Source organism: Clostridium neonatale, from assembly GCF_900465025.1.
In the GTDB taxonomy this organism is placed as follows: domain Bacteria; phylum Bacillota; class Clostridia; order Clostridiales; family Clostridiaceae; genus Clostridium; species Clostridium neonatale.
On the sequence record NZ_UICR01000001.1, the window covers coordinates 262,764 to 287,738 of the forward strand.

Sequence of the window (24,975 nt, forward strand, 5' to 3'; positions counted from 1 at the left end):
ATGAGTAAAGGAAGAATAACTATTCCAACAGATGATAATTTTATAAAAGAAACATGTGAAATATTAGAAAAATGGGGAGCGGATGCAATTAGAGACTGTGATGGATTTAAGCTAACACCTGAAATTGAAGGTTTAGCAGAAAAGATATATTCGACATATTTTGTAAGTCGTGGAGACAATAACTGGGCAGAAGAACATATGGATGAACTTCAGCAGACATATTTAATGAGCAGACATAACCTAGCAACTAGTGATGTATTAGAAATATCTATTATGGACGGGTATTTTGAGGAACAAGTTCAGCCAGATATAAAAAATGACATCAAAGAATTCTGGGAAGTTATAGATAGAACAACAAATGAAGTCGTTGATACAAATAACTGGGATTATAAGGAAGAAGGACAAAAAGTTATAGTACATGGTACTAAAGAATGGCACGAGTATACAGTTTCATTTTTAGCTTATTGTATATGGGATCCAACTCAGATGTATAATCATATAACTAATGATTGGAATGACAAACCACATGATATTCCTTTTGATGTTAGAAATGAAAATACTAACAAGCATATAGTTGAAGCTATGCATAATTGGTTAGATGAACATCCAGGAACTAGCGTGGTTAGATTTACCACTTTCTTTTATCACTTTGCTTTAGTATTTAATAATTTAAAAAAAGAGAAATATGTTGATTGGTTTGGATATTCTTCAAGTGTAAGTGCAAAGGCTTTAAGAGAATTTGAAAAAGAAAAGGGTTACAAATTAAGGGCGGAAGACATTATAGATGAAGGATATTATAATTCGCCATTTAGAGTACCTAAGAAAGCATACTTAGATTATATGGATTTTCAACAAAAGTTTGTTGCAGATAATGTAAAGAAATTAGTTGATGTAGTTCATGAGCATGGTAGAGAAGCAATGATGTTTTTAGGAGACACGTGGATTGGAACTGAACCTTACGGAAAATATTTTGAAAATATAGGATTGGATGCAGTAGTAGGATCTGTTGGGAATGGTGCAACTCTTAGAATGATATCTGATATATCAGGGATTAAATATACAGAAGGACGTTTTTTGCCATACTTCTTTCCAGATACATTTTTTGAAGGTAATGATCCTATTATAGAAGCTAGAGAAAACTGGTTAACAGCAAGAAGAGCGATAATGAGAAAACCTGTAGATAGAATAGGATACGGTGGATATTTATCACTTGCATATAAATTTCCTGATTTTGTTGAATATGTTGGAAAAGTTTGTGATGAATTTAGAGAAATATATGACAATATAAATAACGTTAAACCATATTGTGGGCTGAAAGTAGCAATATTAAATTGCTGGGGGAAACTTCGCACTTGGCAAACACATATGGTGGCACATTCACTTTGGTATAAACAAATATATACTTATCTTGGAGTTATAGAAGCATTAAGCGGAATGAGCTTCGATGTAGAGTTTATAAGCTTTGATGATATAAAAGAAAATGGAATATCTAGCGATGTTGATGTAATAATAAATGCTGGAGATTCAGGAACTGCATTTAGTGGTGGAGAAAAATGGATTGATGAAAAAATAAGTGTTACTTTAAGAGAATGGATCTTTAATGGTGGAGGATTTGTAGGAATTGGTGAACCATCAGCAATGTTAAATGGAGGAAGATTCTTTCAAATGGCAGATGCGCTTGGTGTAGATAAAGAACTTGGATTTTCATTAAGTACAGATAAATATTTTAAGACAAAGATTGAAAAGCATTTTATAACTGAAGATATAAATTCTGAACTTGATTTTGGAGAAAGTGTTAAGAATATATATGCTAATTCTGACAGTACAGAAATAATAGAAATAGAAAATGATGATGTAATGATGGCCGCTAATGTATATGGAAAAGGTAGAGCAGTATACATTGCAGGGCTTCCGTATTCATCACAGAATGCTAGAATATTAATGAGATCATGTTATTATGCTGCAAACAAAGAAGAACATTTAAAGGAATGGTATTGTGACAATATTTATTGTGAAGTATCGGCATACATAGAATCTAACAAATATGCTGTTATTAATAACTCTAATGAGAAACAAAAAACAAAAGTATATGAGGGTTCTAAAAATGCATTTGAAATAGAATTAGAACCAGCAGCTATAAGATGGTTCAAAATAAAATAATCTTTCGTTTATAGGAGATGATTATATGAAAAAGATAATATACTTAATAACTTTTATTATAAGCTTATTTCTAGTCATTAAAGGTAGAACCATAACAAACTATTTTGGACTTGCAATGATGTTTGTTGGGCTAATAGGAATATTGTCAGAAATTTATTTGTATAACAAACAGTACCAATAACAATGAATTAAATAATATTTTAATATTTAATAGACAATGTGAACTATAAAAAATAAATATAAATAAAAAATTAGGAGGGATTTAGAATGAAAAAGAGAATTATAGCAACAATGCTTGCATCACTAATGATGGTTTCAGGGTTAATTGGGTGCGGAAGTAATAGTGAGGCATCAAAAGATACAGCAGAAGGAAAAGTATTAAAAATAGCTGCCTTTGAAGGTGGATATGGAAAAGTTTATTGGGACAAATTAAAAGAAAATTTCGAAAAAAGCCATGAAGGAGTTACAGTTGAACTTACAGTAGCTTCAAATTTAGAAGAGGTAATTCGTCCACAAATACAATCAGGAAATATACCAGATTTAGTTTATTTAGCAACTGGAAGACCTGACGCATTAACAGAGACATTTATAAAAGACCAAGCTTTAAGTGATTTAACAGGAGTACTTGATAAGAAAGTACCAGGTGAAAACGTTACTGTAAGAGAAAAAATTTTACCAGGATTTTTAGATACATCAGCTACTAATCCATACGGAGATGGAAAGACATATTTAGCACCTTTATTTTATAGTCCAACAGGATTGTTTTATGACAAGCATTTATTTGAAGAAAAGGGATATGAAGTTCCTAAAACTTGGGATGAAATGTTTGCTCTTGGAGATAAAGCTAAAAATGATGGAATATCATTATTTACTTACTCAACAAGTGGATATTTTGATTGTGCAGTCCCTGCGTTACTCGCTGGTGCTGGTGGTTTAGATTTAGTTAATAAGGCTTATAATTATGAAGAAGGTACGTGGACATCAAAAGAAGCTAAGCAAGCTTTAGGTGTAGTTGGAAAACTTAAGGATTACTTAGAACCATCAGTTGTTGCAAATGCAAACAATCAAGGATTCACAAAGAATCAACAATTAATTTTAGATAATAAAGCTTTATTTATACCAAATGGAACTTGGCTTCCAGATGAAATGAAGGATGCACCAAGAAGTAAAGGTTTTGAATGGGGATTCATGCCATATCCAGCATTTGAAAATGGAAAAGAACAATATTCTGTAAGTTTCCTTGAACAAATGTATATTCCTAAAGATGCTGCTAATAAAGAACTAGCAGAAGAATTTATGGCTTATATGTATAGTGATGAAGCAGTTAAAATTATAGCTGAAAATGCAAAAGCAGTTGTACCAGTTAAAGGTGCCATTGAAATTGCTAATGATTATTTAGATCCATTACAAGTAGAGTTATTTAAAATATATGACAATGGTGCATTACCTATAATGGGTGGATTTGTAGCTACTAATGCTGTTGAAGGCGTAAGCTGGACAGATATTTATCTTGGAACTATAGATTCAATCATGTCTGGAAATAAAACAGTAGAAGATTGGGAAAAATCACTTGAAGAAACAAGTGCTAAATTAAGAGAAGCAATAATCAAATAAATCTATTAATAAAAAGGGAATATTTATATTCCCTTTTTAAGTAAGAAAGGAGAGATTATGTACTTTTTAGGAGTTGATGGTGGTGGAACTAAGACTAAGTATTTATTAATAAATCAAGAACTACGAGTTATATGTGATGTAGAAAGTGGTACAACCCATATTCATCAAATTGGAAAAGAAAAATTAATTGAAGTTTTAAATGAAAATTTGGAGTTAATTTGTGAGAAGGGATGTATAAATAAGAATGAAATTGAATATGCATTTTTAGGTATACCTGGATATGGAGAAAGTAAAAGCGATATTGAAGATATAGAATATTCGGTTAAGAAGGTTTTTGATGGTATTAATTACGTTATTGGAAATGATTCTGTTGTTGGATGGGCAGCTGGAACGGGATGTAAAGAAGGTATAAACATTGTTGCTGGAACAGGAAGTATAGCGTATGGAAGAAATAAAAAAGGAAATGAAGCTAGATGTGGAGGATGGGGACCTGGCATTGGTGATGATGCAAGTGCATACTGGATTGGATTAAAGATATTGAATGAATATACAAAACAGAAAGATGGCAGAAATGAAAAGACTGTTCTAGTTGATACATTAGAAAAAGAATATAATATAAAAGATTATTTTGAAATTGTTGACATAGCATTTAATAGATTAAAATTTTCTAGAACAGATATTGCTAAATTTTCCGAAATAGCTTATTTAGCGGCATCAGCTGGATGTGAGACTTGTAGAAATATATTTAAAGAGGCAGCTAAAGAATTATTTTTTCATATAAAAGTATTGAAAAATGAATTGAATCTAGAAAATGGATTTTTAGTTTCATATAGTGGTGGAGTATTTAAAGCTGGAGAATTTATATTAAATCCTTTAAAGGAAATGTTAAAAAACGACAAAATAGAATGTATATTAATAGAGCCTAAACTTAAACCATGGCATGGAGCTGCATTGTTAGCTTATTTACTATCAGATAATGAATTACCAGATAATTATATAGAATTAATAAAATAGAGATATGCAGAAATAATCTGCATATCTCTATTTTATTATGCATTAAAAATAGATTTTCCGTTAATAAATACTTGCTTAACATTTATATTTTCATCAAATAATACTAAGTCTGCGTCATAGCCTTTTTTTATTAGTCCTTTATGATCTGATACATTACAATATTTTGCGGGATTATAAGTAGCCATTTTAACAACTTCATATAAAGGCATATTACAATTATTATAAACATTTCTTATAGCAGCATCTAATGTTAGAACTGATCCAGCTAATGATCCTGTTTTAATTCTTGCTGCATTATCTTTAACTATAACATCTTGACCTCCAAGTGTGTAATTACCATCAGGCATACAACAGGCCATCATAGCATCTGTTACCAAAATAGATTTATCAGAGCTTTTTTGTTTATAAGCTATTCTTAATGCTGGGTAAGAAATATGGATTCCATCTGATATTGTTTCTATGGTTATTTTAGAACTATCAAATAATGCACCTATAATGCCAGGTGATCTATGATTAAATGGTGGCATTGCATTATAAAGATGAGTAGAATGATTAGCACCAGCATCTATAGCTTCCATTGTTTCTTCGTATGTAGCTCTTGTATGTCCTAATGAGCAATTAATATTTTTTTTAGATAAATGCTTTATAAGATTTAAACTTCCATTTAATTCTGGTGCTAATGTTATTGATACGACAACATCCTCACATTCGGCAGTCATTTCATTAAAGGTCTCTATAGAAGGAGCTAGAAGATATTTTGGATTTTGAGCACCTATTGCAGAAGGACTTACAAATGGCCCCTCGAGATGAGCTCCCAGCACCTGAGCACCAGAAGTGCCTTTTTCTTTCAATTCCTTTATTGCATGCATTGATTTATTTATTTGCTCAATAGAAACTGTCATTGTTGTTGGAAGGAAAGAAGTTGTTCCGTGCTTGACTATTGTTTTTGATATAGAATCAATGGCATCAACAGTTCCGTCCATTGTATCATAGCCTCCAGCACCATGAATATGTATATCTATAAAGCCTGGTGACAAAAATAAGCCATTTGCATCAATAACTTCATTGCATTCATAATTTGCGGGATTTAATTCTTGTATCTTTCCATCTTCAATAAGAACAGATCCTAATTCGATATGGTCTAGTTTAATTATTTTACAATTTTTTATTAACATACTATATCACTCCAATTTTACATATATTTGAAACTTCAATATTGGTATTATCCAATTGTATATTTTAATTATAGAACATGCATAATACTGTTTTCAAGGAAAAATTTATATGTTTTATAAATAAGATTGAGGCAACCATTATTTCAAATTAAAAATATAAGGAATATATTAAGAAGATTGCGCATAGTATCTGGTTTTAGAAGTAAAAATAATTTTTAAAAAAATTTTTGTGAAAATGTTGACAACTTATATAACTGGATATAAAATAAAAATATAAATTGGTTAATACCAAAATAAAAGAGGAGGAATGGTTTTATGCCTAATATTTTATTAACAAGAATTGATAATCGACTTGTGCATGGACAAGTGGGAGTAACTTGGGTGAATCATCTAGGTGCAAACTTAATTGTAGTTGCGAATGATGAAGTCTCCAAAGATCCGGTACAACAAAATCTGATGGAAATGGTAATACCGGATGCTATAGGAATTAGATTTTTTTCTATACAAAAGACAATTGATGTAATTCATAAGGCAGCACCAAGACAAAAGATTTTTCTAGTAGTAAGAAATCCACAAGATGCTTTGAGGTTAGCAGAAGGTAATGTACCAATTGACAAGATAAATATAGGAAATATGCATTTCTCAGAAGGTAAGGAACAAATTTCATCAACAGTCTCAATAGATGAAAAGGATAAAGAAGCATTTAGAAAATTAAAAGAATTAGGAATAGCATTAGAAATAAGAAGAGTACCAGATGAAAATATTGATGAAGATATTTATAAACATATTTAAATAAGAATTAATTTTAAGGAGGAAACTTTATGTTTGTACAAGCGCTATTAATAGGGCTATGGGCTGGTATAGCAGGTGTGGATATGTTTGATGGATTAACACATATTCATAGACCAATAGTAACAGGCCTTGTAGTGGGATTGATTTTAGGAGATATGAAAACTGGACTTATAGTTGGAGCATCACTTGAACTTGTTTGGATGGGTATGGTACCACTTGCAGGAGCACAACCACCAAATGTTGTTATAGGGGGAATCATAGGAACTAGTATAGCTATTTTAGGCAAATTAGATGCACAAGCAGCTATTGGTATAGCTGTACCATTTGCTGTAGCAGTACAAGCTGCAATAACATTACTATTTACTGCTTTTTCTTTCTTTATGCATAAAGCGGACAAGTATTGTGAAGATGCCGATACAGCAGGAATCGAAAGAATAAATTATTTAGGACTAGTAGTGCTATTTATATTCTATTTTACTATAGCTTTTTTACCAATATTATTAGGTGCTGATAAGGCAGCAGCTATTGTAAGTTCAATTCCAACATGGATAATAGATGGACTATCAGTAGCCGGTGGAATAATGCCAGCAATAGGTTTCGCAATGTTATTAAAGATAATGTTAAAGAAAGAATATGTTGGATTTATGATTTTAGGATTCTTATTAGTAACATATTTCAACTTACCAATTTTAGGATTAGCATTACTAGGAGTATGTATTGCTTTATATGATTATTTCTCAAAAAATAATAGTGATTCAAGAGAAAAAGTGGTAGAGGAGGTATATGATGATGGAATCTAATACTTATAAAGACCCTTCAAGGAAAAAGGTTATTACTAATGGTGATTTAAATAAAATGGTGTGGCGTTCATTATTATTGCAAGCATCTTTTAACTATGAAAGAATGCAGGCTTGTGGCTGGTTATATGGATTATTACCAGGATTAAAAAAGATTCATAAAAATAAAGAAGACCTTTCAAAATCAATGAAAGATCATATGGAGTTTTTTAATACACATCCATTTTTAGTTAATTTTATAATGGGTTTAATACTTGCTATGGAAGAAAATAAAGAAGATAGAAATACAATAAGAGCTGTAAAGGTTGCTACAATGGGACCTCTAGGAGGTATAGGAGATGCATTATTTTGGTTGACTGCACTTCCTATATGCGTAGGTATTGGTGCTTCAATTGCAATGGAAGGAAATATAGCAGGACCATTTGTATTCTTGATTTTATTTAATGCATTACATTTCTTCTTAAGATTTTTCTTAATGAAATATGGATACAATACTGGCGTTAATGCAATAGCTACATTGAAAGAACAAACAAAGAAGATTTCTCATGCAGCATCAATTGTTGGTCTAACAGTTGTTGGAGGATTAATAGCTTCAATGGTAAAATTAAAAACTACAATGGTAATTGCAGTAGGTTCAGCAGTTGGAGATTCAGCAGTTAAGGTTCAAGAAGGCGTTTTAGATGCTGTAATGCCTAATATGTTAGCTCTTGGTTATACATTGTTAATGTATAAGTTGTTAAAGAAGGGATATTCACCAGTTAAATTAATAACAATTACAGTTATTATGGGAATAGTAGCTAAAGCTATTCAACAATTTACAGGATTCGCTATATTATAAAATATAATTTAAGATTGGTATGGTTATGCACGAAATTGGTATTGATTTAATGCCTGGAAAAATGATATATTTATTACTATAAATGATATAATAAGTAAAAATATATTGTAGAATTGGAGCGTGGCCATACCATGAAACAAAAAATTGATAAGAATTCAAAAATTCCATTATATATACAATTAGCTGATATTTTTATTGAAGATATTGAAAAAAATATGCATGAAAATGATAAGTTAGATACAGAAAGAGAAATTAGTAAGCAATATTCTTTAAGCAGAGTAACTGTGAGGCAGGCTCTTGATTATCTTCAAAAGAATGGATATATATATAAAATCCAAGGTAAAGGTAATTTTGTTGCCGAACGTACAATGGAACAAAATCTAACAAAATTTTATTCTTTCTCTGAAGATATGAGAAAGAAAGGAAAGGTGCCTACTACAGAAATATTAACATTTGAAATTGTAGAGCTAGATGAAAAAATAGCATCAAAATTAAAATTAAGAGAAAATGATTTAGTATATAAGATTGCTAGAATAAGATTAGCTGATGGAGTACCTATGATATATGAAATATCATATCTTCCATATAACAGATTTGAAGATTTAAATAAAAAAATGTTAGAAGAAAATTCTATGTATGATGTTTTCAATAAAAATTATCATACTAAAATAACATATGCAGAAGAATTGTTTAGGCCTATCTTAGTAAATAAGCTTGAAAGTATATATTTAAAGATAAAAGAAGGAGAATGTGCTTTAAAGGTGGAGAGGCTTACATATGAAAATCAACAGATAATTGAGTATACAGTAAGTATTACTAGAGGAGATAAGTTTAAATATAGGGTTTGTTTAATAAATGATGCTGATAATATTGATTGATACGATAAAGAATATTAATCTATATTGAATATAATTTTCTTAATTGATAAGTTGTGATTTAGATATTTTTAAATTACAACTTATCAATTAAAAATTACAGATAAGGAGAAGAAAAATGATTTTTGGAAAAAGTTTAGAAGAACTAGAAAAAATAAAAGCTATATTTACAGCAACAGAAATAAGACAGCAGCCAGAACTTTGGAGAGAAACTTATAAATTGATATTAGATCAAAAAGAAAATATACAAAGATTCATAGATAAAAATGTAGATGAAAATACAAGAATTGTATTAACTGGAGCAGGTACATCTGATTATGTTGGAGATACAGTTGTTTTAGAATTAAATAAAAAATTAAATGCTAGAGTTGAGGCAATTGCTACAACAGATATAGTTTCCAATCCAAAAGAATATATAGAAAAAGACACTAAAACTATATTAGTTTCGTATGCTAGATCTGGAAACTCTCCAGAAAGTATAGGTGCATATGATTTATTTGAAAATAATGTGAATAATATTTTTCAAATTGTAATAACATGCAACAAGGATGGAGATTTAGCTAAAAAATGTATAAATAATGAAAAAAATATGTTGATTTTAATGCCTGAAAAATCTAATGATAAAAGTTTTGCAATGACAAGCTCTTTTAGTTGTATGACTCTTGCAACATTACTTGTTTTTGATATAGAAAATATAGAAAAAAATAAAGAATTTATTGAGATAGTTTCACTACAAGCAGAAGAAATATTAGACAATAGATGGCTAGAAGTTAAAGAATTAGTTGATTATGAATGTGATAGAGTTGTTTATTTAGGTTCTGGAATGCTAAAAGGATTATGTCAGGAGATGGCATTAAAAAATCTTGAACTTACAAGTGGAAAAGTAACTACAGTATGTGAATCAGTATTGGGATTCAGGCATGGACCTAAATCAATAATTAATGATAAAACTTTAGTAATAATTATGGCAACTAATGAGGAATACACAAAATTATATGATATTGATTTAATAAAAGAAATTCATAATGATTTAGGAAATCATAAACTTACAGTAATTACGTATGAAAATGATGAAGCTATGAAAGAAAATTGTAGTAATTATATCTGCATAAATGGAGAAAGTGTACCTAATATATATAAAGTATTTAACTATATGATATTTGGTCAAATGTTTGGATATTTAAGTTCATTAAAACTTAATATATCTCCAGATAATCCAAGGCCAGATGGAACTGTAAATAGAGTTGTTAAAGGTGTTGTAATTCATCAATACAAATAGGACAAGGAGTTAAGGTATATGGTGGGAATAATAGTATCAGGTCATGGAAATTTTGCTTCAGGCTTATTAAGCACATTAAAATTAATTGCAGGCGAACAAGAAAATGTCATAGGAATAGATTTTATAGATGGGCAAGGATCTGCTGAATTGAAAAATAATATTAAGGAAACTATAAACAACTTTGGAGATGATATCTTTATTTTAACTGATTTAGCAGGAGGGTCTCCATTTACAAACTCTGTACTTTTAAAGGAAGAATTAATAAATAAAAACATAGAAGTTATATCTGGAACCAATATACCTATGTTATTAGAAGTAGTACTTGGAAGAGATAATGTGGAGCTGAAAGATTTAATAGAAACAGCAAAAGAAGCTGGTGCTAATGGAATAAACATATTTAAACTAAAAGAAAAACAACTTGATGATGAGAATCTTAATGATGGAATTTAAAGTTATTAAAAATTTTAATTCTAGTAAGAAGGGAGTAATTTACAATGATATTATCAACAAGAGAAATGCTTTTAAAAGCACAACGTGAAGGTTATGCAGTACCTGCATTTAACATTCACAATATGGAAACATTACAAGTGGTAGCAGAAACTGCTATGGAAATGAAATCACCTGTAATTATAGCAGGAACACCTTCAACAATAGAGGATTATGCAGGTCCTGATTATATTAAAGCTATGGCAGAAGTAGCAGCAAACAAATATGATGTCCCAATAGCGATACATTTAGATCATTTTGAAGATGTAGATGCTATAAAGAGGGATATTGATATTGGATTTAAATCATGTATGATAGATGCTTCAAAAAAGCCTTTTGAAGAAAATATAGCAATTGTTAAAGATGTTGTGGAATATGCACATAGATATGATGCAGTTGTAGAAGCTGAGCTTGGAAAACTTGGTGGAAGAGAAGATGATTTAGTAGTTGATGAGAAAGATACAAGGTATACTAATCCTGATGATGCAGCAGAATTCGTTAATAAAACAAATGTTGACTCATTAGCAATAGCGATAGGAACTGCACATGGATTATATAAAGGAGAACCTAAACTTGATTTTGAAAGATTAAAAGAAATCAGAAGTAAAGTGAGTATTCCATTAGTTTTACATGGAGCTTCTGATGTACCAGATGAATTAGTTAAAGAAGCTATTTCGCTTGGAATATGTAAAGTAAATGTTGCGACAGACTTAAAGATACCTTTTGCTGATGCAGTAAAGAAATTCTTCAACGAAAACTCAAAAGAAAGTGATCCAAGAAAATACATGACACCAGGAAAAGAAGCTATGAAAGAGATAGTTAAACATAAGATTGAAGTATGTGGAAGTGCAAATAGATATTAAAACAAAAAATAGCTTAGGAAATGGTCAAATAAATCCTAAGCTGATAATAATGATTATTACTTAGTACATCTAAGTAATAAAACAAATAAGCAACTATATTTTATAATAAAAAAAATACAAATACAATAGTAGGAAATTTCTCGTAAAACTTTAATAGACATGACATAATGTGAAGCGTAGGTATTACAACCTACGCTGTAATTTTGATGATAAACAACAAATAAAGCTAACTTGAATTGAAATGCTATTATGTGAAAAATATTTTTATTAATGCAATGAAAGAAGGTAAATATATGTATAAACATCCAATAATAGATATAATAAAAAATTATAAATCAGGAAAACATGATGGAATATTTTCTGTTTGTTGTTCAAATAAGTTTGTCATTGAAGCTGCTATGGATAAAATAAAGAATACTGATATGTATTTACTTGTAGAGGCAACTGCTAATCAGGTTGATCAATTTGGTGGATATACAGGTATGAAACCACTAGAGTATAAGAAATTTATATATGATTTATGTGAAAAAAATGATTTTCCAAAGGATAAGCTTATATTAGGAGGAGATCACCTAGGACCTTTAACTTGGAAAGAAACAGATGAAAAACAAGCTATGGAAAATGCAAAAGAGTTAATAAGACAATATGTTATGGCTGGATTTACAAAAATTCATATAGATACGAGTATGCCGATAAAGGGTGATATTGAAAAAGGTGATTTTGGAGATGGTATTATAGCCGAAAGAGCAGGAATACTATGTAAAGTAGCTGAAGATGCATATAAGGATTTATTAAAAGAAGATACTGATGCAGTACATCCAGTATATATTATTGGTAGTGAAGTACCTATTCCAGGAGGTGCTGAAGCAGAAGAAGAAGTAGAAGAAGGAATGCAGGTTACTAAGGTAGAACACTTTAAGAAAACAGTAGAAACATTTAAAGAATCTTTTAAGAAGCATGGAGTGGAAAATGCATTTGAGTATGTTGTTGGTATTGTTGTACAACCAGGCGTTGAATACGGTTCTGATAGTGTTTGGGAATATGACAGAGAGGCAGCATCAGAATTATCAAAAGCTATTAAAGAATATGATAATTTAGTTTTTGAAGCACATTCAACTGATTATCAAACAAGATATGCACTAAGGCAGATGGTGGAAGATGGATATATAATATTAAAAGTAGGTCCAGCACTTACATTTGCATTTAGAGAAGGAGCTTTTTTATTGAATTGCATTGAAGAAGAATTATTAAAATATGATTCCAATATTGAGCTATCAAAATTTAAGGAAATATTAGATTTTACCATGATAAAAAATCCTGCTCAATGGAGTAAACATTATAGCGGAACTGGATATAAAGTTAAATTAGAAAGAAAATATAGTTTATCAGATCGATGCAGATATTATATGCCAGATGAAGATGTAGAATTTGCTTTAAATAAAATGTTAGATAATTTATCAAATGCAGAGATTCCTCTTACAGTTTTAAGTCAGTATATGCATAATCAATATAAAAAGGTAAGAGAAGGAGATTTAAAGTTAAATGCTTACGATTTACTAAAAGATATAATTGGAGAATATATAGAAGACTATATTTATGCAATAAGAAAAAAATAATTATATAGATTAAAAGAGTTGTTACATAATTAACGTGAATGTTTTGATTATGCAATAACTCTTGTGTATTTTTTTCAATTTTATGGTTGAAATTATTTCATTAAATACCACTAAAAAGAAAGTAAATGATTGTAGTTTAGAAAAGTTTATAAAAATATTCTGAAAAATCAAGATTTTTAAAATAAATTTGTTAAAATTAAATTAGATAAGAAATAATGATAGTTTTGATTGACATAATTTTAACGAATTGAGATAATTAATAATGTATGAAGTTAATTAAATCTATTAGTAAAATATAAATAAATTTATTATAAAAAATAAGAGGTGCAAAGATGAGTAAGAATTTTGATGATTTATTTTCAAAGTTAAAAGAAATTGAAACTAAAAAGGTAGCAGTAGCAGTAGCACAAGATGAACCAGTTTTGGAAGCAATAAAAGAAGCTAATGAAAGAGGAATAGCAAAGGCAGTATTAGTAGGAGATAAAGTAAAAATCCAAGAGATTGCAGATAAAATCAATATGGATCTAAAAGACTTTGAAATAATGGATGTAAAAGATCCTAAAAAAGCAACATTAGAAGCAGTTAAGCTTGTATCAAGTGGAAATGCAGATATGTTAATGAAGGGATTAGTTGATACAGCTACATTTTTAAGAAGTGTATTAAATAAAGAAGTCGGTCTTAGAACAGGAAAAGTAATGTCTCACGTTTCTGTATTTGAAATAGAAGGATGGGATAGATTATTCTTCTTAACAGACGTTGCATTCAATACATATCCAGAATTAAAAGATAAAGTAGCAATAATAAATAATGCAGTTTCTGTAGCTCATGCATGTGGTCTTCCAAATCCAAAGGTTGGTGTTGTATGTCCAGTAGAGGTTGTAAACCCTAATATGCCATCAACAATAGATGCAGCATTATTAGCTAAAATGAGTGATAGAGGACAATTTAAAGGATGCGTAGTTGATGGACCATTTGCTTTAGATAATGCTATATCTTTAGAGGCTGCTCATCATAAAGGTGTTAAAGGTGAAGTGGCTGGACAAGCTGATATTTTAATGTTACCTAATATTGAAACAGGAAACGTAATGTATAAGACATTAACATATTTTGCACCAACTAAGAATGGTTGTCTTTTAGTTGGAACATCTGCACCAGCTATATTAACTTCAAGAGCTGATACATTTGAAACAAAAGTTAATTCAATTGCCTTAGCAGCTTTAGTTGCAGCAAAAAATAAATAATTTATTCCAAATTAAATAGGAAAATTTGGAGTGTGATTTTAAAAATATTTCAGAATGAAATAAAAAATAAATTATAAAGATATATGGAGGAAAGAAAATGGCTCACAAATTATTGATAATTAATCCAGGTTCAACATCTACTAAAATAGGTGTTTATGAAGATGAAAAAGAATTATTTGAAGAAACTTTAAGACATACTAATGAAGAATTAAAACAATTTGATACAATCTTTGATCAATTCCAATTTAGAAAAGATGTAATATTAAAAGTATTAAATGAAAAAAACTTTGATATAAAGACATTAAATGCTGTTATTGGTAGAGGTGGAATGCTTAAGCCAGTTGAAGGCGGTACTTATGCAGTTAATGATGCAATGGTAGAAGACTTAAAAGTTGGAGTTCAAGGACCACATGCTTCAAATTTAGGTGGGATTTTAGCAAGATCAATTGCTGATGAGTTAGGTATTCCTTCATATATTGTCGATCCAGTTGTTACTGATGAACTTGCTGATGTAGCAAGATTATCTGGAACACCTGATATCCCAAGAAAGAGTAAGTTCCATGCTTTAAATCAAAAAGCTGTTGCTAAGAGATATGGAAAAGAATCTGGAAAAGGATATGAAAACTTAAATCTTGTTGTTGTTCATATGGGCGGAGGGGTTTCTGTTGGAGCTCATAAACATGGTAAAGTTGTTGATGTTAATAACGCACTTGATGGAGATGGTCCATTCTCACCTGAAAGGGCAGGATCAGTTCCAGCAGGAGATTTAATAAAGATGTGCTTTAGTGGAAAATATACTGAAGCAGAAGTATATAGCAAAGTAGTTGGAAAAGGTGGATTTGTTGGTTACTTAAACACTAATGACGTTAAAGGAACTATTGATAAGATGGAAGCTGGAGATAAAGAATGTGAAAAAATTTATAAAGCTTTCTTATATCAAATAACTAAGGCAATTGGAGAGATGTCAGCAGCTTTAAACGGTAAAGTTGATCAAATCATTTTGACTGGAGGTATTGCATATTCGCCAACACTTATACCAGATTTAAAAGCAAATGTTGAATGGATTGCACCAGTAACTGTATATCCAGGAGAAGATGAATTATTAGCATTAGCTCAAGGTGCTATAAGTGTTTTAAGTGGAGAAGAAAAAGCAAAAGTATATTAAGAATAAATATTAATTAAAAAGAACTATATGAAGTGAATTATGCTCTGTATAGTTCTTTTTTTTATAAAAAATGATAAGACCTATTATAATTTAGACTAGTCACTAACTATAATTTTTAGAACTAATGAATAAACTTTTATACAACCTGTCTATAATATTATATAATGAAAATAATATTATTTAGATGAAATAGGAGAGGACATATGAGAAGTTCATTAAATTTTAGTAATAAGTTAAGAATGCTGTATGAAATGGAAAATGATTCGAAGTTTCAAATATTACAATATGATAGTTTAGATGGAGCTACAGACATTGAAACAGCTTTTGGATTAAATATAATGAAAGAAAGCGGAATAAAGTTAAAGCAGATTAGAATAATATTAGATGATAGTACAGTAAGGCTAGAACCTGGAGCGTTGAGCTACATGAAGGGAGATATTAATATCTATAGTAAAATGGGTGGCGTTTTAGGATTAGGGAAAAAAATAATTTCAAGTAAATTAACAGGAGAAACAGCATTTAAGCCCTCTTATAGGGGAACAGGAGAAATATTTTTAGAGCCATCGTTTGGACATTTTGCATTAATTGAATTAGAAGATGATGAAATTATAGTTGACGATGGAATGTTTTATGCATGTGAAGAAGATGTTGAAGTAGGAGTGGCTATGCAAAGAACTTTATCATCTAGCCTATTAGGAAATGAGGGGTTGTATCAAACTAAATTATCTGGAAGTGGAATAGTTGCGCTTGAAATTCCTGTGCCTGAGAGTGAAATATTTAAGTGTGTTCTTATAAATGATACGTTAAAAGTTGATGGAAATTTTGCAATATTAAGAACTGGGAATATAGAATTTTCAGTAGAAAAATCATCTAAATCAATAGTTGGATCATTAACAAGTGGTGAGGGATTTGTAAATGTATATAGAGGATCTGGGGAGGTTTGGCTTATTCCAACAAAAAATATCTATAATAAATTAAGAACAAAACCAATGGAAGATTTAATAAAATCGCAGAATGATATTAATACAGAAGTGTAAATAATCGTGTGAATTTTACTGGTATAGGTGTTTAAGGTGATTTATACAATATATGATAAAATAGGCTAATATAAACACTGAAGTTTCAGTTATTAAAAGTATGGATTGACAAAAAAGATTGCCGTTGTTATACTAAAAATAATAACGAAATGATGAAAAATCGTTAAAAATCTTAAGTAAAAGTTATTAAATTATTAGAAGTTTGATAGCCTATTTTAAAATTAAATCATAATTTTAAAGTTACATAACTTACAACCTAATATATTGTAAGTAATGCAAATTTAAGACAAAATTTATTATTTGGGGGTTTTATATAATGGCAGAAGCAAGAATTTTTTATCAACAAGACTGTGATTTATCATTATTAAATGGTAAAACAATAGCTGTAATTGGTTACGGAAGCCAAGGACATGCACATGCATTAAACGCTAAGGAATCAGGATGCAATGTGATTATAGGTTTATATGAAGGCAGTAAGTCATGGGCAAAAGCAGAAGCACAAGGATTTGAAGTATATACTGCAGCAGAAGCCGCAAAAAGAGCAGATATAATCATGATCCTTATTAACGACGAATTACAAGCAGCAATGTATAAGAAAGATATTGAACCAAATCTTGAAGCAGGAAACATGTTAATGTTTGCTCATGGATTCAACATTCACTTTGGTCAAATCGTAGCACCTAAAGATGTTGATGTAACAATGATCGCTCCAAAGGGACCAGGACATACTGTAAGAAGCGAATATCAAGAAGGTAAGGGAGTTCCTTGTCTTGTGGCAGTACATCAAGATGCTACTGGTAAGGCTTTAGAAAAAGCACTTGCATATGCAGCTGCAATTGGTGGAGCAAATGCTGGTGTACTTGAAACAACATTTAGAACAGAAACAGAAACAGATTTATTTGGTGAACAAGCAGTTCTTTGTGGTGGTGTTTGTGCACTTATGCAAGCTGGATTTGAAACATTAGTAGAAGCTGGATATGATGCAAGAAATGCTTACTTTGAATGTATTCATGAAATGAAGTTAATCGTAGATCTTATTTATCAATCAGGTTTTGCTGGAATGAGATATTCAATTTCTAATACAGCTGAATATGGTGATTATATCACTGGACCTAAGGTTATAACTGAAGATACTAAGAAAGCTATGAAAAAGATCCTTAAGGATATCCAAGATGGAACTTTTGCAAAAGATTTCTTATTAGATATGTCTGAAGCTGGAGGACAAGCTCACTTTAAAGCTATGAGAAAGTTAGCAGCTGAACATGAATCTGAAAAGGTTGGAGAAGAAATTCGTAAGCTTTACAGCTGGAATAATGAAAATGACAAATTAATAAATAACTAATATATTAGTTATTTTAATAACATATAAAGACCATTGGAATAGGAGTATTTCTTATTCCAATGGTCTTTTTCTATTTTTTATAAACATTATATTGATTTTAGGAGGGTATCTGTGACGAATTTTATCTACAGAGTTTACTCATAAATATAATATAAAAACTAGTTATTCATAACATGAACATGTATTGCATACATTATCTGTGATCCTCTAGCTGGTAATTATTATGGAGAAAATCTGCAAAATTTGAACTTACTTTTTCAGCACCATAAATATTAGTATGACCTACATTATTCATATCATTTGGAAAATCAAAGTTTATTTCAGACATGAGATCTTCTGTAGAATAATTCAAAAATGGTATATTGTTTTTATCTGCTATTAATGAAATCGTATTATATAATACAGAATCATCTTTATACCAGGAATCTGTATTATTAGCCGAGTAATCATAAGGTGCATTTGTAAATATTAATTTAAATCCTTTTTCTTTAGATAGCTCTATAAATTTATTTAGATATTTTTCACTTTCAGTAGGTAGTTCACCTGTTTCGGATCCATGTTGATATTCTACCAAAGGTTCACCATACAGATTATCACCAGCTCCATATCCAGTTATTGATGGATCTAATTTTATATCAGTAGCAAAATCTGATTCTGTAAGTGTACTCCATCTATCATGGTATTTTATATATGGAAATAAGTATTCTAATCTCTGATTTTTAGGAACACAATTGTTTATAGCTTCAAGTTTATTTTTAGAGAACTTCAAATTATCAAGAACATATCTTATATAGCCTTCATCACCATACTCATCAGTAAGGCCAAAATAGTATAAGTCTAAAACTACTATTTTGGGTGATTGAGTCTTTAAAGCTTCTTTTAATAAATAATAAGTTACATTAACTGGCTGGCCTCCAGTCGCGTAATTAAAGCTTGTGATACCATATTTATTATAAAGTACACTTGGATCCATCATACCATTCATATGGCTAGATCCCATAAATAATACATCATATGATGAATCTTTATTATACAATCCTTGATATAATTGTTCTGTATGACCAGGATCTACAACATATGGTGCCATTTTTATTATAAAGGTTAATATTATGCATATTATTATTAAACATTTAAAAAGAAATTTTTTTACCATAAGATAAACACCTCCTAAAATTGAGAATATATAAACTGCTGCGCATTATATCCAGAACCATATACTCCAAATAGAAGTATTGATAATACTGCAAGAATATAAATACACCATCTAAAAACTATATTTTGTTTAGAGAGTTCATCAAGTAAATCAAATTTTGTTTTTAGGTAATCTATTAAAATAAGAATGATAATGCTAATAATTGAAAGCATAAATTCTGTTGAGTTCAATCCTAAATTAAATAGAGAACCATCTGTAAAGATCCAAGGGTTATTAACAAACATATTTCTAAATATAATTTTTATATCATGTATTGAATTTGCTCTAAAAAATATCCATGCAAAATTTACAAGTAAAAAAGTGACTAATATTTGACCAAATTTATATGAAAATGAATTTATATCTATTTTAAATCTCCTAATTAGATTTTCTCTAAGTGGATTTAATAAGTTTTCAATGACTTGGAAGGCACCATGTAAAAATCCCCATAATATATATGTAAGGGCTGCTCCATGCCATAATCCACTTACTAAGAAAACAATCATAACATTTAATTGAGTTCTGAATTTACCTTTTCTATTACCACCTAAAGGAATGTATAAATAATCTCTAAACCAAGATGTAAGACTTATATGCCACTTTTTCCAAAAATCTTTAATAGAAGTAGCAAAGTATGGCTCTTTAAAATTGGTAGTAAGTGAAAAGCCCATAACTTTAGCACATCCTATTGCTATATCTGAATAACCAGAGAAATCACAGTATATCTGTATTGTAAACATTAATGTAGCAATAACTATTTGATATCCAAAATATTTACTAGGATCATTAAAAACAGTATTAACTAAAAAAGCTATTCTATCAGCAATAATGGCCTTTTTGAAATATCCCCATAACATTTGAAGTAAGCCATTTTTTACTCTGTCATACTCAAACTTATGAACTGAATTATATTGAGGAATCATATGCTTGGCCTTTTCAATTGGACCTGCAACTATAGATGGAAAGAAAGAAACAAATAAAGCATACTTTCCTAAGTTTTTTTCTGCTTCAATATCATTTCTATATACATCCATTAAATAGCTTATTACTTGGAACGTATAATATGATATTCCTACAGGGAGCATATAATCAAATGTAGGAAGATTAATTGTTAAATCTAGTGATGTTCCTAGCCTTATTACAATTGATGAAAAGAAATTATAGTACTTAAATAGAAATAATATGCCTAGATTTATAAGTAAGCAGGATAAAAGAAAAAAGTTTTTATAAAAAATAGATTTTTTCTTATTAATGATAGAATTACTTTTATGTATTAATAATCCGGTGATATATGTTACTATTGTTGAAAATACAATAACTATTGCATATTTAGGGTTCCAGCACATATAGAAATAATAGCTTGATACTAAAAGCCATATCCATCTGAATCTTGGGACTATCAAAAAATAGATAAGAGCCACTATTGGGAAAAATATAAGAAAGTTTGGCGAGTTAAATGTCATAATATTTCCTCCTAAAGTTTTATACACTACAAATATAACAAACTTTTATATTGATTTTTTTCTATAATTAATATCAATTACAATAAATTAGCATATTGAACATTTTTATTATACTTTAATACTACAAATAATCAAGTGAGTAATTATAGAAAGTAATATTTTGGGAGGTTACACACAATGATATTTATTACTTTGCTATATTAAAGTTGTAAAGAGAATGATATATATGTATAATCTAGATAAAGAACAATAGTAGAGGTGATAGGTGTGAGTGATTTAGAATCAAAAATAAAAAGTAAAGAATTAGATTTATTTTTCCAAGGTATATTAAAGCTTCAAAATATAGAAGAATGCTATAAATTTTTTGAGGATGTGGCGACAATAAATGAAGTTAAATCTTTAGCACAAAGATTGTATGTAGCTAGATTACTTGATGAAAAGAAAACATACTCTGAAATTGCCCAAATAACAGGAGCAAGCACGGCTACTATTAGTAGGGTAAATAGATGTCTTAATTATGGAAGTGATGGGTATAATTTGGTTTTAGAGAGAATGAAGGATAATGATTTATAAAAATAGACACATATTAATTGTTTATTTAGGAGATAGCGTTGTAAAAAATTATAAAAAATATTATACTTTATAAGGAATATGATAAAATAGTGTAGAGTTTGAAGAATATAATAAATACTATAGAATAAAGTATAATAATATAATTATAAAAAGTGAGGGAAAAATATGAGTAGAATGTTTGGAACTGATGGAGTTAGAGGCATAGCTAACACAGAATTAACAGCTCAAACTGCATATAATTTAGGAAGAGCAGGTGCATATGTATTAACAGAAGGAGCTCATAAGCCTAAAATATTAGTTGCAAAGGATACAAGAATATCAGGAGATATGCTTGAAGCTGCATTAATTGCAGGAATATTATCAGTAGGAGCAGAAGCTGTAGTTCTTGGAGTGGTTCCAACACCAGCTGTAGCATATTTAACTAGAAAGTATAAGGCAGATGCAGGTGTTATGATTTCTGCATCACATAATCCGGTAGAATATAATGGAATAAAGTTTTTTGATGATAGAGGATATAAACTTTCAGACGAATTGGAAGATGAAATACAAAGGGTTATAGAAAACGGATTTGAGAATGTACCAAGTCCAACAGGAACTGAAATAGGAAAAAGAGAAAAAGTTGAAAAAACAGCTTTAGATGATTATATAGAATTTGCTAAAAGTACAGTTCCATATAGTTTAAAAGGTTTAAAAATAGCTTTAGACTGTGCAAATGGAGCTGCTTATAACGTAGCAGTAAAGACATTTAGAGATTTAGGTGCAGATGTATTTATAATCAACGATAATCCAGATGGAACAAATATAAATGAAAATTGCGGATCAACTCATCCAGAAGAATTAATGGATTATGTGGTTAGAAAAAAATGCGATATGGGATTTGCTTTTGATGGAGATGCCGATAGATGTTTAGCTGTTGACGAAAAAGGAAATCTTATTAACGGTGATTTTATTTTAATGTTATGTGGAATGTACTTAAAAGAAATAGGAAAGCTAAAAGATGATACAATTGTAGTAACAGTTATGAGTAACTTAGGATTAGACATTGCTTGTAAAAGAGAAGGCATTAAATTGATTAAAACTAGTGTTGGTGACAGATATGTTTTAGAAGAAATGCTTAAAGATAAATATGTTTTAGGCGGGGAACAGTCAGGACATATAATTTTCTTAGATTATAATTCAACAGGTGATGGTCTTGTTACTGCACTTCAAATTGCAACAATAGCAAAGAAGAAAGAGGCATCGATATCAGAATTATGTTCAGTAATGAAGGAATTACCACAAGTACTTGCTAATGCGACAATTCCAAATGAAAAGAAGAACTTATACTTAACTGATGATGAAATCCAAGAAGAAATAAAAAAAATAGAGAATGCTCTTGATGGAGTAGGAAGAGTTCTTATAAGACCTTCAGGAACAGAACCACTAGTAAGGGTAATGCTAGAAGGTGAAGATCAAGAAGAAATTGATAAGATGGCTCATGGATTAGCTGAGTTAATAGAAAAGAAATATGCAAATTGAATAGATAGATGAATTACTAAATAAGCATTTAAACATTTCAAGATATTTAAATGCTTATTTTTTATTCTTTAGGAAATTATATTCATTGAAAATCTGTGGATAGACTGACTTGAAAAATATTGTAATAAACTAATGCTATGGAACCTAAAGAATAAAAAAATAAAATATATGCGCTGGCCTTTTCTTCGGCAAGCTCAGAAAATCCAGTATGCGCTGAAAAAAATCGATGGCTAAAGGATTTTTTTAAATTTAAGTTATCGTATTATATTGGATTTATGTTTTATAGGGATTATATAATAGTCGCTTTGGCGATTTTGTTATGAATTATGAATACAGTCTTAATAATAAATGAAATTTATGTAAAATATTTAAATAAATATACCGATTGCATTCTAATTATGATATTATTAAAAATATAATAATTTATAATCATAAAAATTTAGGAGGGAAAACTATGGACGGTGAATCGGTCCTGACCAACAATTATTTATTTCAAATTTCAATACTATTTTTATTAACAGCAATTAATGCTTTTTTTGCATCAGCAGAAATGGCTATAGTATCTTTGAACAAAAATAGGATGAAGATGCTAGCTAATGAAGGCAATAAGAAAGCTGCTATTTTGTACAAACTAATAGAAGAACCAACAAATTTCTTATCTACTATTCAAGTAGGAATAACATTGGCTGGATTTTTTGCCAGTGCTTCAGCTGCTACAGGGATATCTCAAGATTTTGGAAAATTCTTAGGAAATATGGGAGTACCATATGGAAATGAGATAGCATTTGCAGGAGTTACAATTATCTTATCTTATTTTACCCTAGTATTTGGAGAATTGGTGCCTAAAAGAATAGCACTAAGAAAATCAGAAACTATAGCAATGTTATCTCTTAAACCAATATTACTTATAAGTAAAATAGTGTTACCTTTTGTAAAGATTCTATCTATGTCAACTTATTTAATAGTTAAACTTTTAGGATTAGATAGTGAAGGTGATGAGCAGAGGGTTACTAAGGAAGAAATTAAATCACTGATAGAAGAGGGCGAAGAATATGGTGCAATAAATGAAAGTGAGAAAGACATGATAGAAGGTATCTTTGAATTTAATGATAAAAAGACAGAAAAGATAATGATACCTAGAACAGAAGTTTATTGTATAGATATAGAAGATGAATTAGAATCATATTTAGATGAATTATTAGAATCAAAATTTTCTAGAGTTCCAGTATATGAGGAAAGTATTGATAATATAATAGGAATCCTTTATATAAAAGATTTTATAATAGAGGCTAAGAAAAAGGGTTTTGAAAATGTCAATATTAGAGAAATACTTCAAAAGCCATACTTCGTTCATGAAGGGAAAAATATACATTCGTTGCTTAAGTCAATGCAGTCATCTAAAATGCATATGGCAGTAGTAATTGATGAGTATGGTGGTTTCTCAGGAATAGTTACAGTAAAAGATTTAATTGAAGAAATTACTGGTGAATTAAATGACTGTGACGACGATGATGAGGATGAAATAAAGCAAATAGATTCAAAAACATTTTTAGTAGATGGAATAACGCCACTGGATGAAATAAATGAAAAACTTCAATTAGAACTAGAGTGCAAGGAAGTAGACACATTAAGTGGTTTTATTATAAATTTAATTGGAAAAATCCCATCTAAAGAAGATGAGATGGATATTAATTATAAAAATATAAACTTTAAAATAGATAAATTTAATGAAAAAAGAATTGAGAAGATATTAATTAACATACTTGATAATAATAACCAGACAAGTATATAATTTAAAAAAATAAATATTTCTTATCAAGAGAGGTAGAGGGACTGGCCCTTTGAAGCCCGGCAACCAATAAAATTATTCATTTATTATTTTATATGGTGCTAATTCCTGTAGTCATTTTAGACTAGAGATAAGAGAAGAGTTTA

The 24,975-nt window shown here is 29.5% G+C and carries 22 protein-coding genes and 1 riboswitch; of the genes, 19 read left to right on the forward strand and 3 right to left on the reverse strand.

All coding sequences use genetic code 11. The features are described from left to right. The 4 genes from gnpA to CNEONATNEC86_RS01355 all read left to right on the forward strand — a co-directional run bounded on the left by gnpA (position 1) and on the right by CNEONATNEC86_RS01355 (position 4,788). Positions 1 to 2,160 carry a 1,3-beta-galactosyl-N-acetylhexosamine phosphorylase gene (gene gnpA / locus CNEONATNEC86_RS01345; protein WP_058293526.1) on the forward strand — a complete coding sequence of 720 codons (2,160 nt, stop codon included), beginning with the start codon at positions 1 to 3 and terminating at the stop codon, positions 2,158 to 2,160. A 25-nt stretch (positions 2,161 to 2,185) separates the two neighbouring features. Beyond that, positions 2,186 to 2,341 (forward strand): DUF6903 family protein, encoded by a 156-nt coding sequence (locus CNEONATNEC86_RS21975; protein ID WP_374116915.1) that lies wholly within the window; start codon positions 2,186 to 2,188, stop codon positions 2,339 to 2,341. 86 nt (positions 2,342 to 2,427) lie between these two features. Then, on the forward strand, positions 2,428 to 3,774 hold the full coding sequence (locus tag CNEONATNEC86_RS01350) for a carbohydrate ABC transporter substrate-binding protein (protein ID WP_058293525.1): 1,347 nt from the start codon (positions 2,428 to 2,430) through the stop codon (positions 3,772 to 3,774). 57 nt (positions 3,775 to 3,831) lie between these two features. After that, positions 3,832 to 4,788 (forward strand): N-acetylglucosamine kinase, encoded by a 957-nt coding sequence (locus CNEONATNEC86_RS01355; protein WP_125149615.1) that lies wholly within the window; start codon positions 3,832 to 3,834, stop codon positions 4,786 to 4,788. Positions 4,789 to 4,823: 35 nt separating this feature from the next. Here CNEONATNEC86_RS01355 and nagA read toward each other — a convergent pair whose 3' ends face one another. Next, on the reverse strand, positions 4,824 to 5,963 hold the full coding sequence (gene nagA, locus CNEONATNEC86_RS01360; protein WP_125149616.1) for an N-acetylglucosamine-6-phosphate deacetylase: 1,140 nt from the start codon (positions 5,961 to 5,963) through the stop codon (positions 4,824 to 4,826). 315 nt (positions 5,964 to 6,278) lie between these two features. Between nagA and agaV the strand changes: the two genes are divergently transcribed. The 12 genes from agaV to ilvC all read left to right on the forward strand — a co-directional run bounded on the left by agaV (position 6,279) and on the right by ilvC (position 18,294). After that, the gene (gene agaV, locus CNEONATNEC86_RS01365) at positions 6,279 to 6,755 is read left to right on the forward strand and encodes a PTS N-acetylgalactosamine transporter subunit IIB (protein ID WP_125149617.1); all 477 of its coding nucleotides are present in this window, start codon (positions 6,279 to 6,281) and stop codon (positions 6,753 to 6,755) included. A 29-nt stretch (positions 6,756 to 6,784) separates the two neighbouring features. After that, positions 6,785 to 7,555 (forward strand): PTS N-acetylgalactosamine transporter subunit IIC, encoded by a 771-nt coding sequence (agaW, locus tag CNEONATNEC86_RS01370; protein ID WP_058293521.1) that lies wholly within the window; start codon positions 6,785 to 6,787, stop codon positions 7,553 to 7,555. Next, a complete protein-coding gene (locus CNEONATNEC86_RS01375) occupies positions 7,545 to 8,390 on the forward strand; it encodes a PTS system mannose/fructose/sorbose family transporter subunit IID (protein WP_058293641.1) in 846 nt (281 codons plus the stop codon). The genes agaW and CNEONATNEC86_RS01375 overlap by 11 nt, the downstream gene beginning before the upstream one ends. Before the next feature lie 131 nt (positions 8,391 to 8,521). Further along, the gene (locus tag CNEONATNEC86_RS01380; RefSeq protein WP_058293520.1) at positions 8,522 to 9,268 is read left to right on the forward strand and encodes a GntR family transcriptional regulator; all 747 of its coding nucleotides are present in this window, start codon (positions 8,522 to 8,524) and stop codon (positions 9,266 to 9,268) included. A 115-nt stretch (positions 9,269 to 9,383) separates the two neighbouring features. Further along, positions 9,384 to 10,544 carry an SIS domain-containing protein gene (locus tag CNEONATNEC86_RS01385; protein ID WP_058293519.1) on the forward strand — a complete coding sequence of 387 codons (1,161 nt, stop codon included), beginning with the start codon at positions 9,384 to 9,386 and terminating at the stop codon, positions 10,542 to 10,544. A gap of 18 nt (positions 10,545 to 10,562) precedes the next feature. Then, positions 10,563 to 10,994 (forward strand): PTS galactosamine/N-acetylgalactosamine transporter subunit IIA, encoded by a 432-nt coding sequence (agaF, locus tag CNEONATNEC86_RS01390; protein WP_058293518.1) that lies wholly within the window; start codon positions 10,563 to 10,565, stop codon positions 10,992 to 10,994. 44 nt (positions 10,995 to 11,038) lie between these two features. Continuing rightward, on the forward strand, positions 11,039 to 11,893 hold the full coding sequence (locus tag CNEONATNEC86_RS01395; RefSeq protein WP_125149618.1) for a tagatose bisphosphate family class II aldolase: 855 nt from the start codon (positions 11,039 to 11,041) through the stop codon (positions 11,891 to 11,893). A 293-nt stretch (positions 11,894 to 12,186) separates the two neighbouring features. After that, positions 12,187 to 13,509, forward strand: coding sequence for a class II D-tagatose-bisphosphate aldolase, non-catalytic subunit (locus CNEONATNEC86_RS01400; protein ID WP_159135414.1), 1,323 nt, complete (start codon positions 12,187 to 12,189; stop codon positions 13,507 to 13,509). 332 nt (positions 13,510 to 13,841) lie between these two features. After that, entirely contained in the window at positions 13,842 to 14,750 is a 909-nt protein-coding gene (gene ptb / locus CNEONATNEC86_RS01405) for a phosphate butyryltransferase (RefSeq protein WP_058293515.1), read from the forward strand. A gap of 97 nt (positions 14,751 to 14,847) precedes the next feature. Further along, positions 14,848 to 15,915 (forward strand): butyrate kinase, encoded by a 1,068-nt coding sequence (gene buk / locus CNEONATNEC86_RS01410; protein ID WP_159135415.1) that lies wholly within the window; start codon positions 14,848 to 14,850, stop codon positions 15,913 to 15,915. A gap of 203 nt (positions 15,916 to 16,118) precedes the next feature. Then, positions 16,119 to 16,952 (forward strand): AIM24 family protein, encoded by an 834-nt coding sequence (locus CNEONATNEC86_RS01415; protein WP_125149621.1) that lies wholly within the window; start codon positions 16,119 to 16,121, stop codon positions 16,950 to 16,952. A gap of 316 nt (positions 16,953 to 17,268) precedes the next feature. Then, positions 17,269 to 18,294 carry a ketol-acid reductoisomerase gene (gene ilvC / locus CNEONATNEC86_RS01420; protein ID WP_058293512.1) on the forward strand — a complete coding sequence of 342 codons (1,026 nt, stop codon included), beginning with the start codon at positions 17,269 to 17,271 and terminating at the stop codon, positions 18,292 to 18,294. A gap of 193 nt (positions 18,295 to 18,487) precedes the next feature. On the opposite strand, the gene CNEONATNEC86_RS01425 is transcribed toward ilvC, so the two are convergent. Together CNEONATNEC86_RS01425 and CNEONATNEC86_RS01430 are read right to left on the reverse strand one after the other, a co-directional pair. Beyond that, positions 18,488 to 19,447, reverse strand: a complete 960-nt coding sequence (locus CNEONATNEC86_RS01425; protein WP_083498694.1) for a hypothetical protein — start codon at positions 19,445 to 19,447, stop codon at positions 18,488 to 18,490. Between the two features lie 14 nt (positions 19,448 to 19,461). Continuing rightward, on the reverse strand, positions 19,462 to 20,949 hold the full coding sequence (locus CNEONATNEC86_RS01430) for an MBOAT family O-acyltransferase (RefSeq protein WP_125149622.1): 1,488 nt from the start codon (positions 20,947 to 20,949) through the stop codon (positions 19,462 to 19,464). A 267-nt stretch (positions 20,950 to 21,216) separates the two neighbouring features. Here CNEONATNEC86_RS01430 and CNEONATNEC86_RS01435 point away from each other — a divergent pair, with 267 nt between their 5' ends. The 3 genes from CNEONATNEC86_RS01435 (at position 21,217) to CNEONATNEC86_RS01445 (ending at position 24,832) form a co-directional block, all read left to right on the forward strand. Further along, positions 21,217 to 21,522: a YerC/YecD family TrpR-related protein gene (locus CNEONATNEC86_RS01435; RefSeq protein WP_058293510.1), complete on the forward strand. Its 306-nt coding sequence runs from the start codon at positions 21,217 to 21,219 to the stop codon at positions 21,520 to 21,522. Positions 21,523 to 21,687: 165 nt separating this feature from the next. After that, positions 21,688 to 23,040, forward strand: a complete 1,353-nt coding sequence (gene glmM, locus CNEONATNEC86_RS01440; RefSeq protein WP_125149623.1) for a phosphoglucosamine mutase — start codon at positions 21,688 to 21,690, stop codon at positions 23,038 to 23,040. A 454-nt stretch (positions 23,041 to 23,494) separates the two neighbouring features. Next, positions 23,495 to 24,832 carry a hemolysin family protein gene (locus CNEONATNEC86_RS01445; RefSeq protein WP_125149625.1) on the forward strand — a complete coding sequence of 446 codons (1,338 nt, stop codon included), beginning with the start codon at positions 23,495 to 23,497 and terminating at the stop codon, positions 24,830 to 24,832. Between the two features lie 17 nt (positions 24,833 to 24,849). Further along, positions 24,850 to 24,966: riboswitch (SAM riboswitch) on the forward strand. Positions 24,967 to 24,975: the final 9 nt, after the last annotated feature.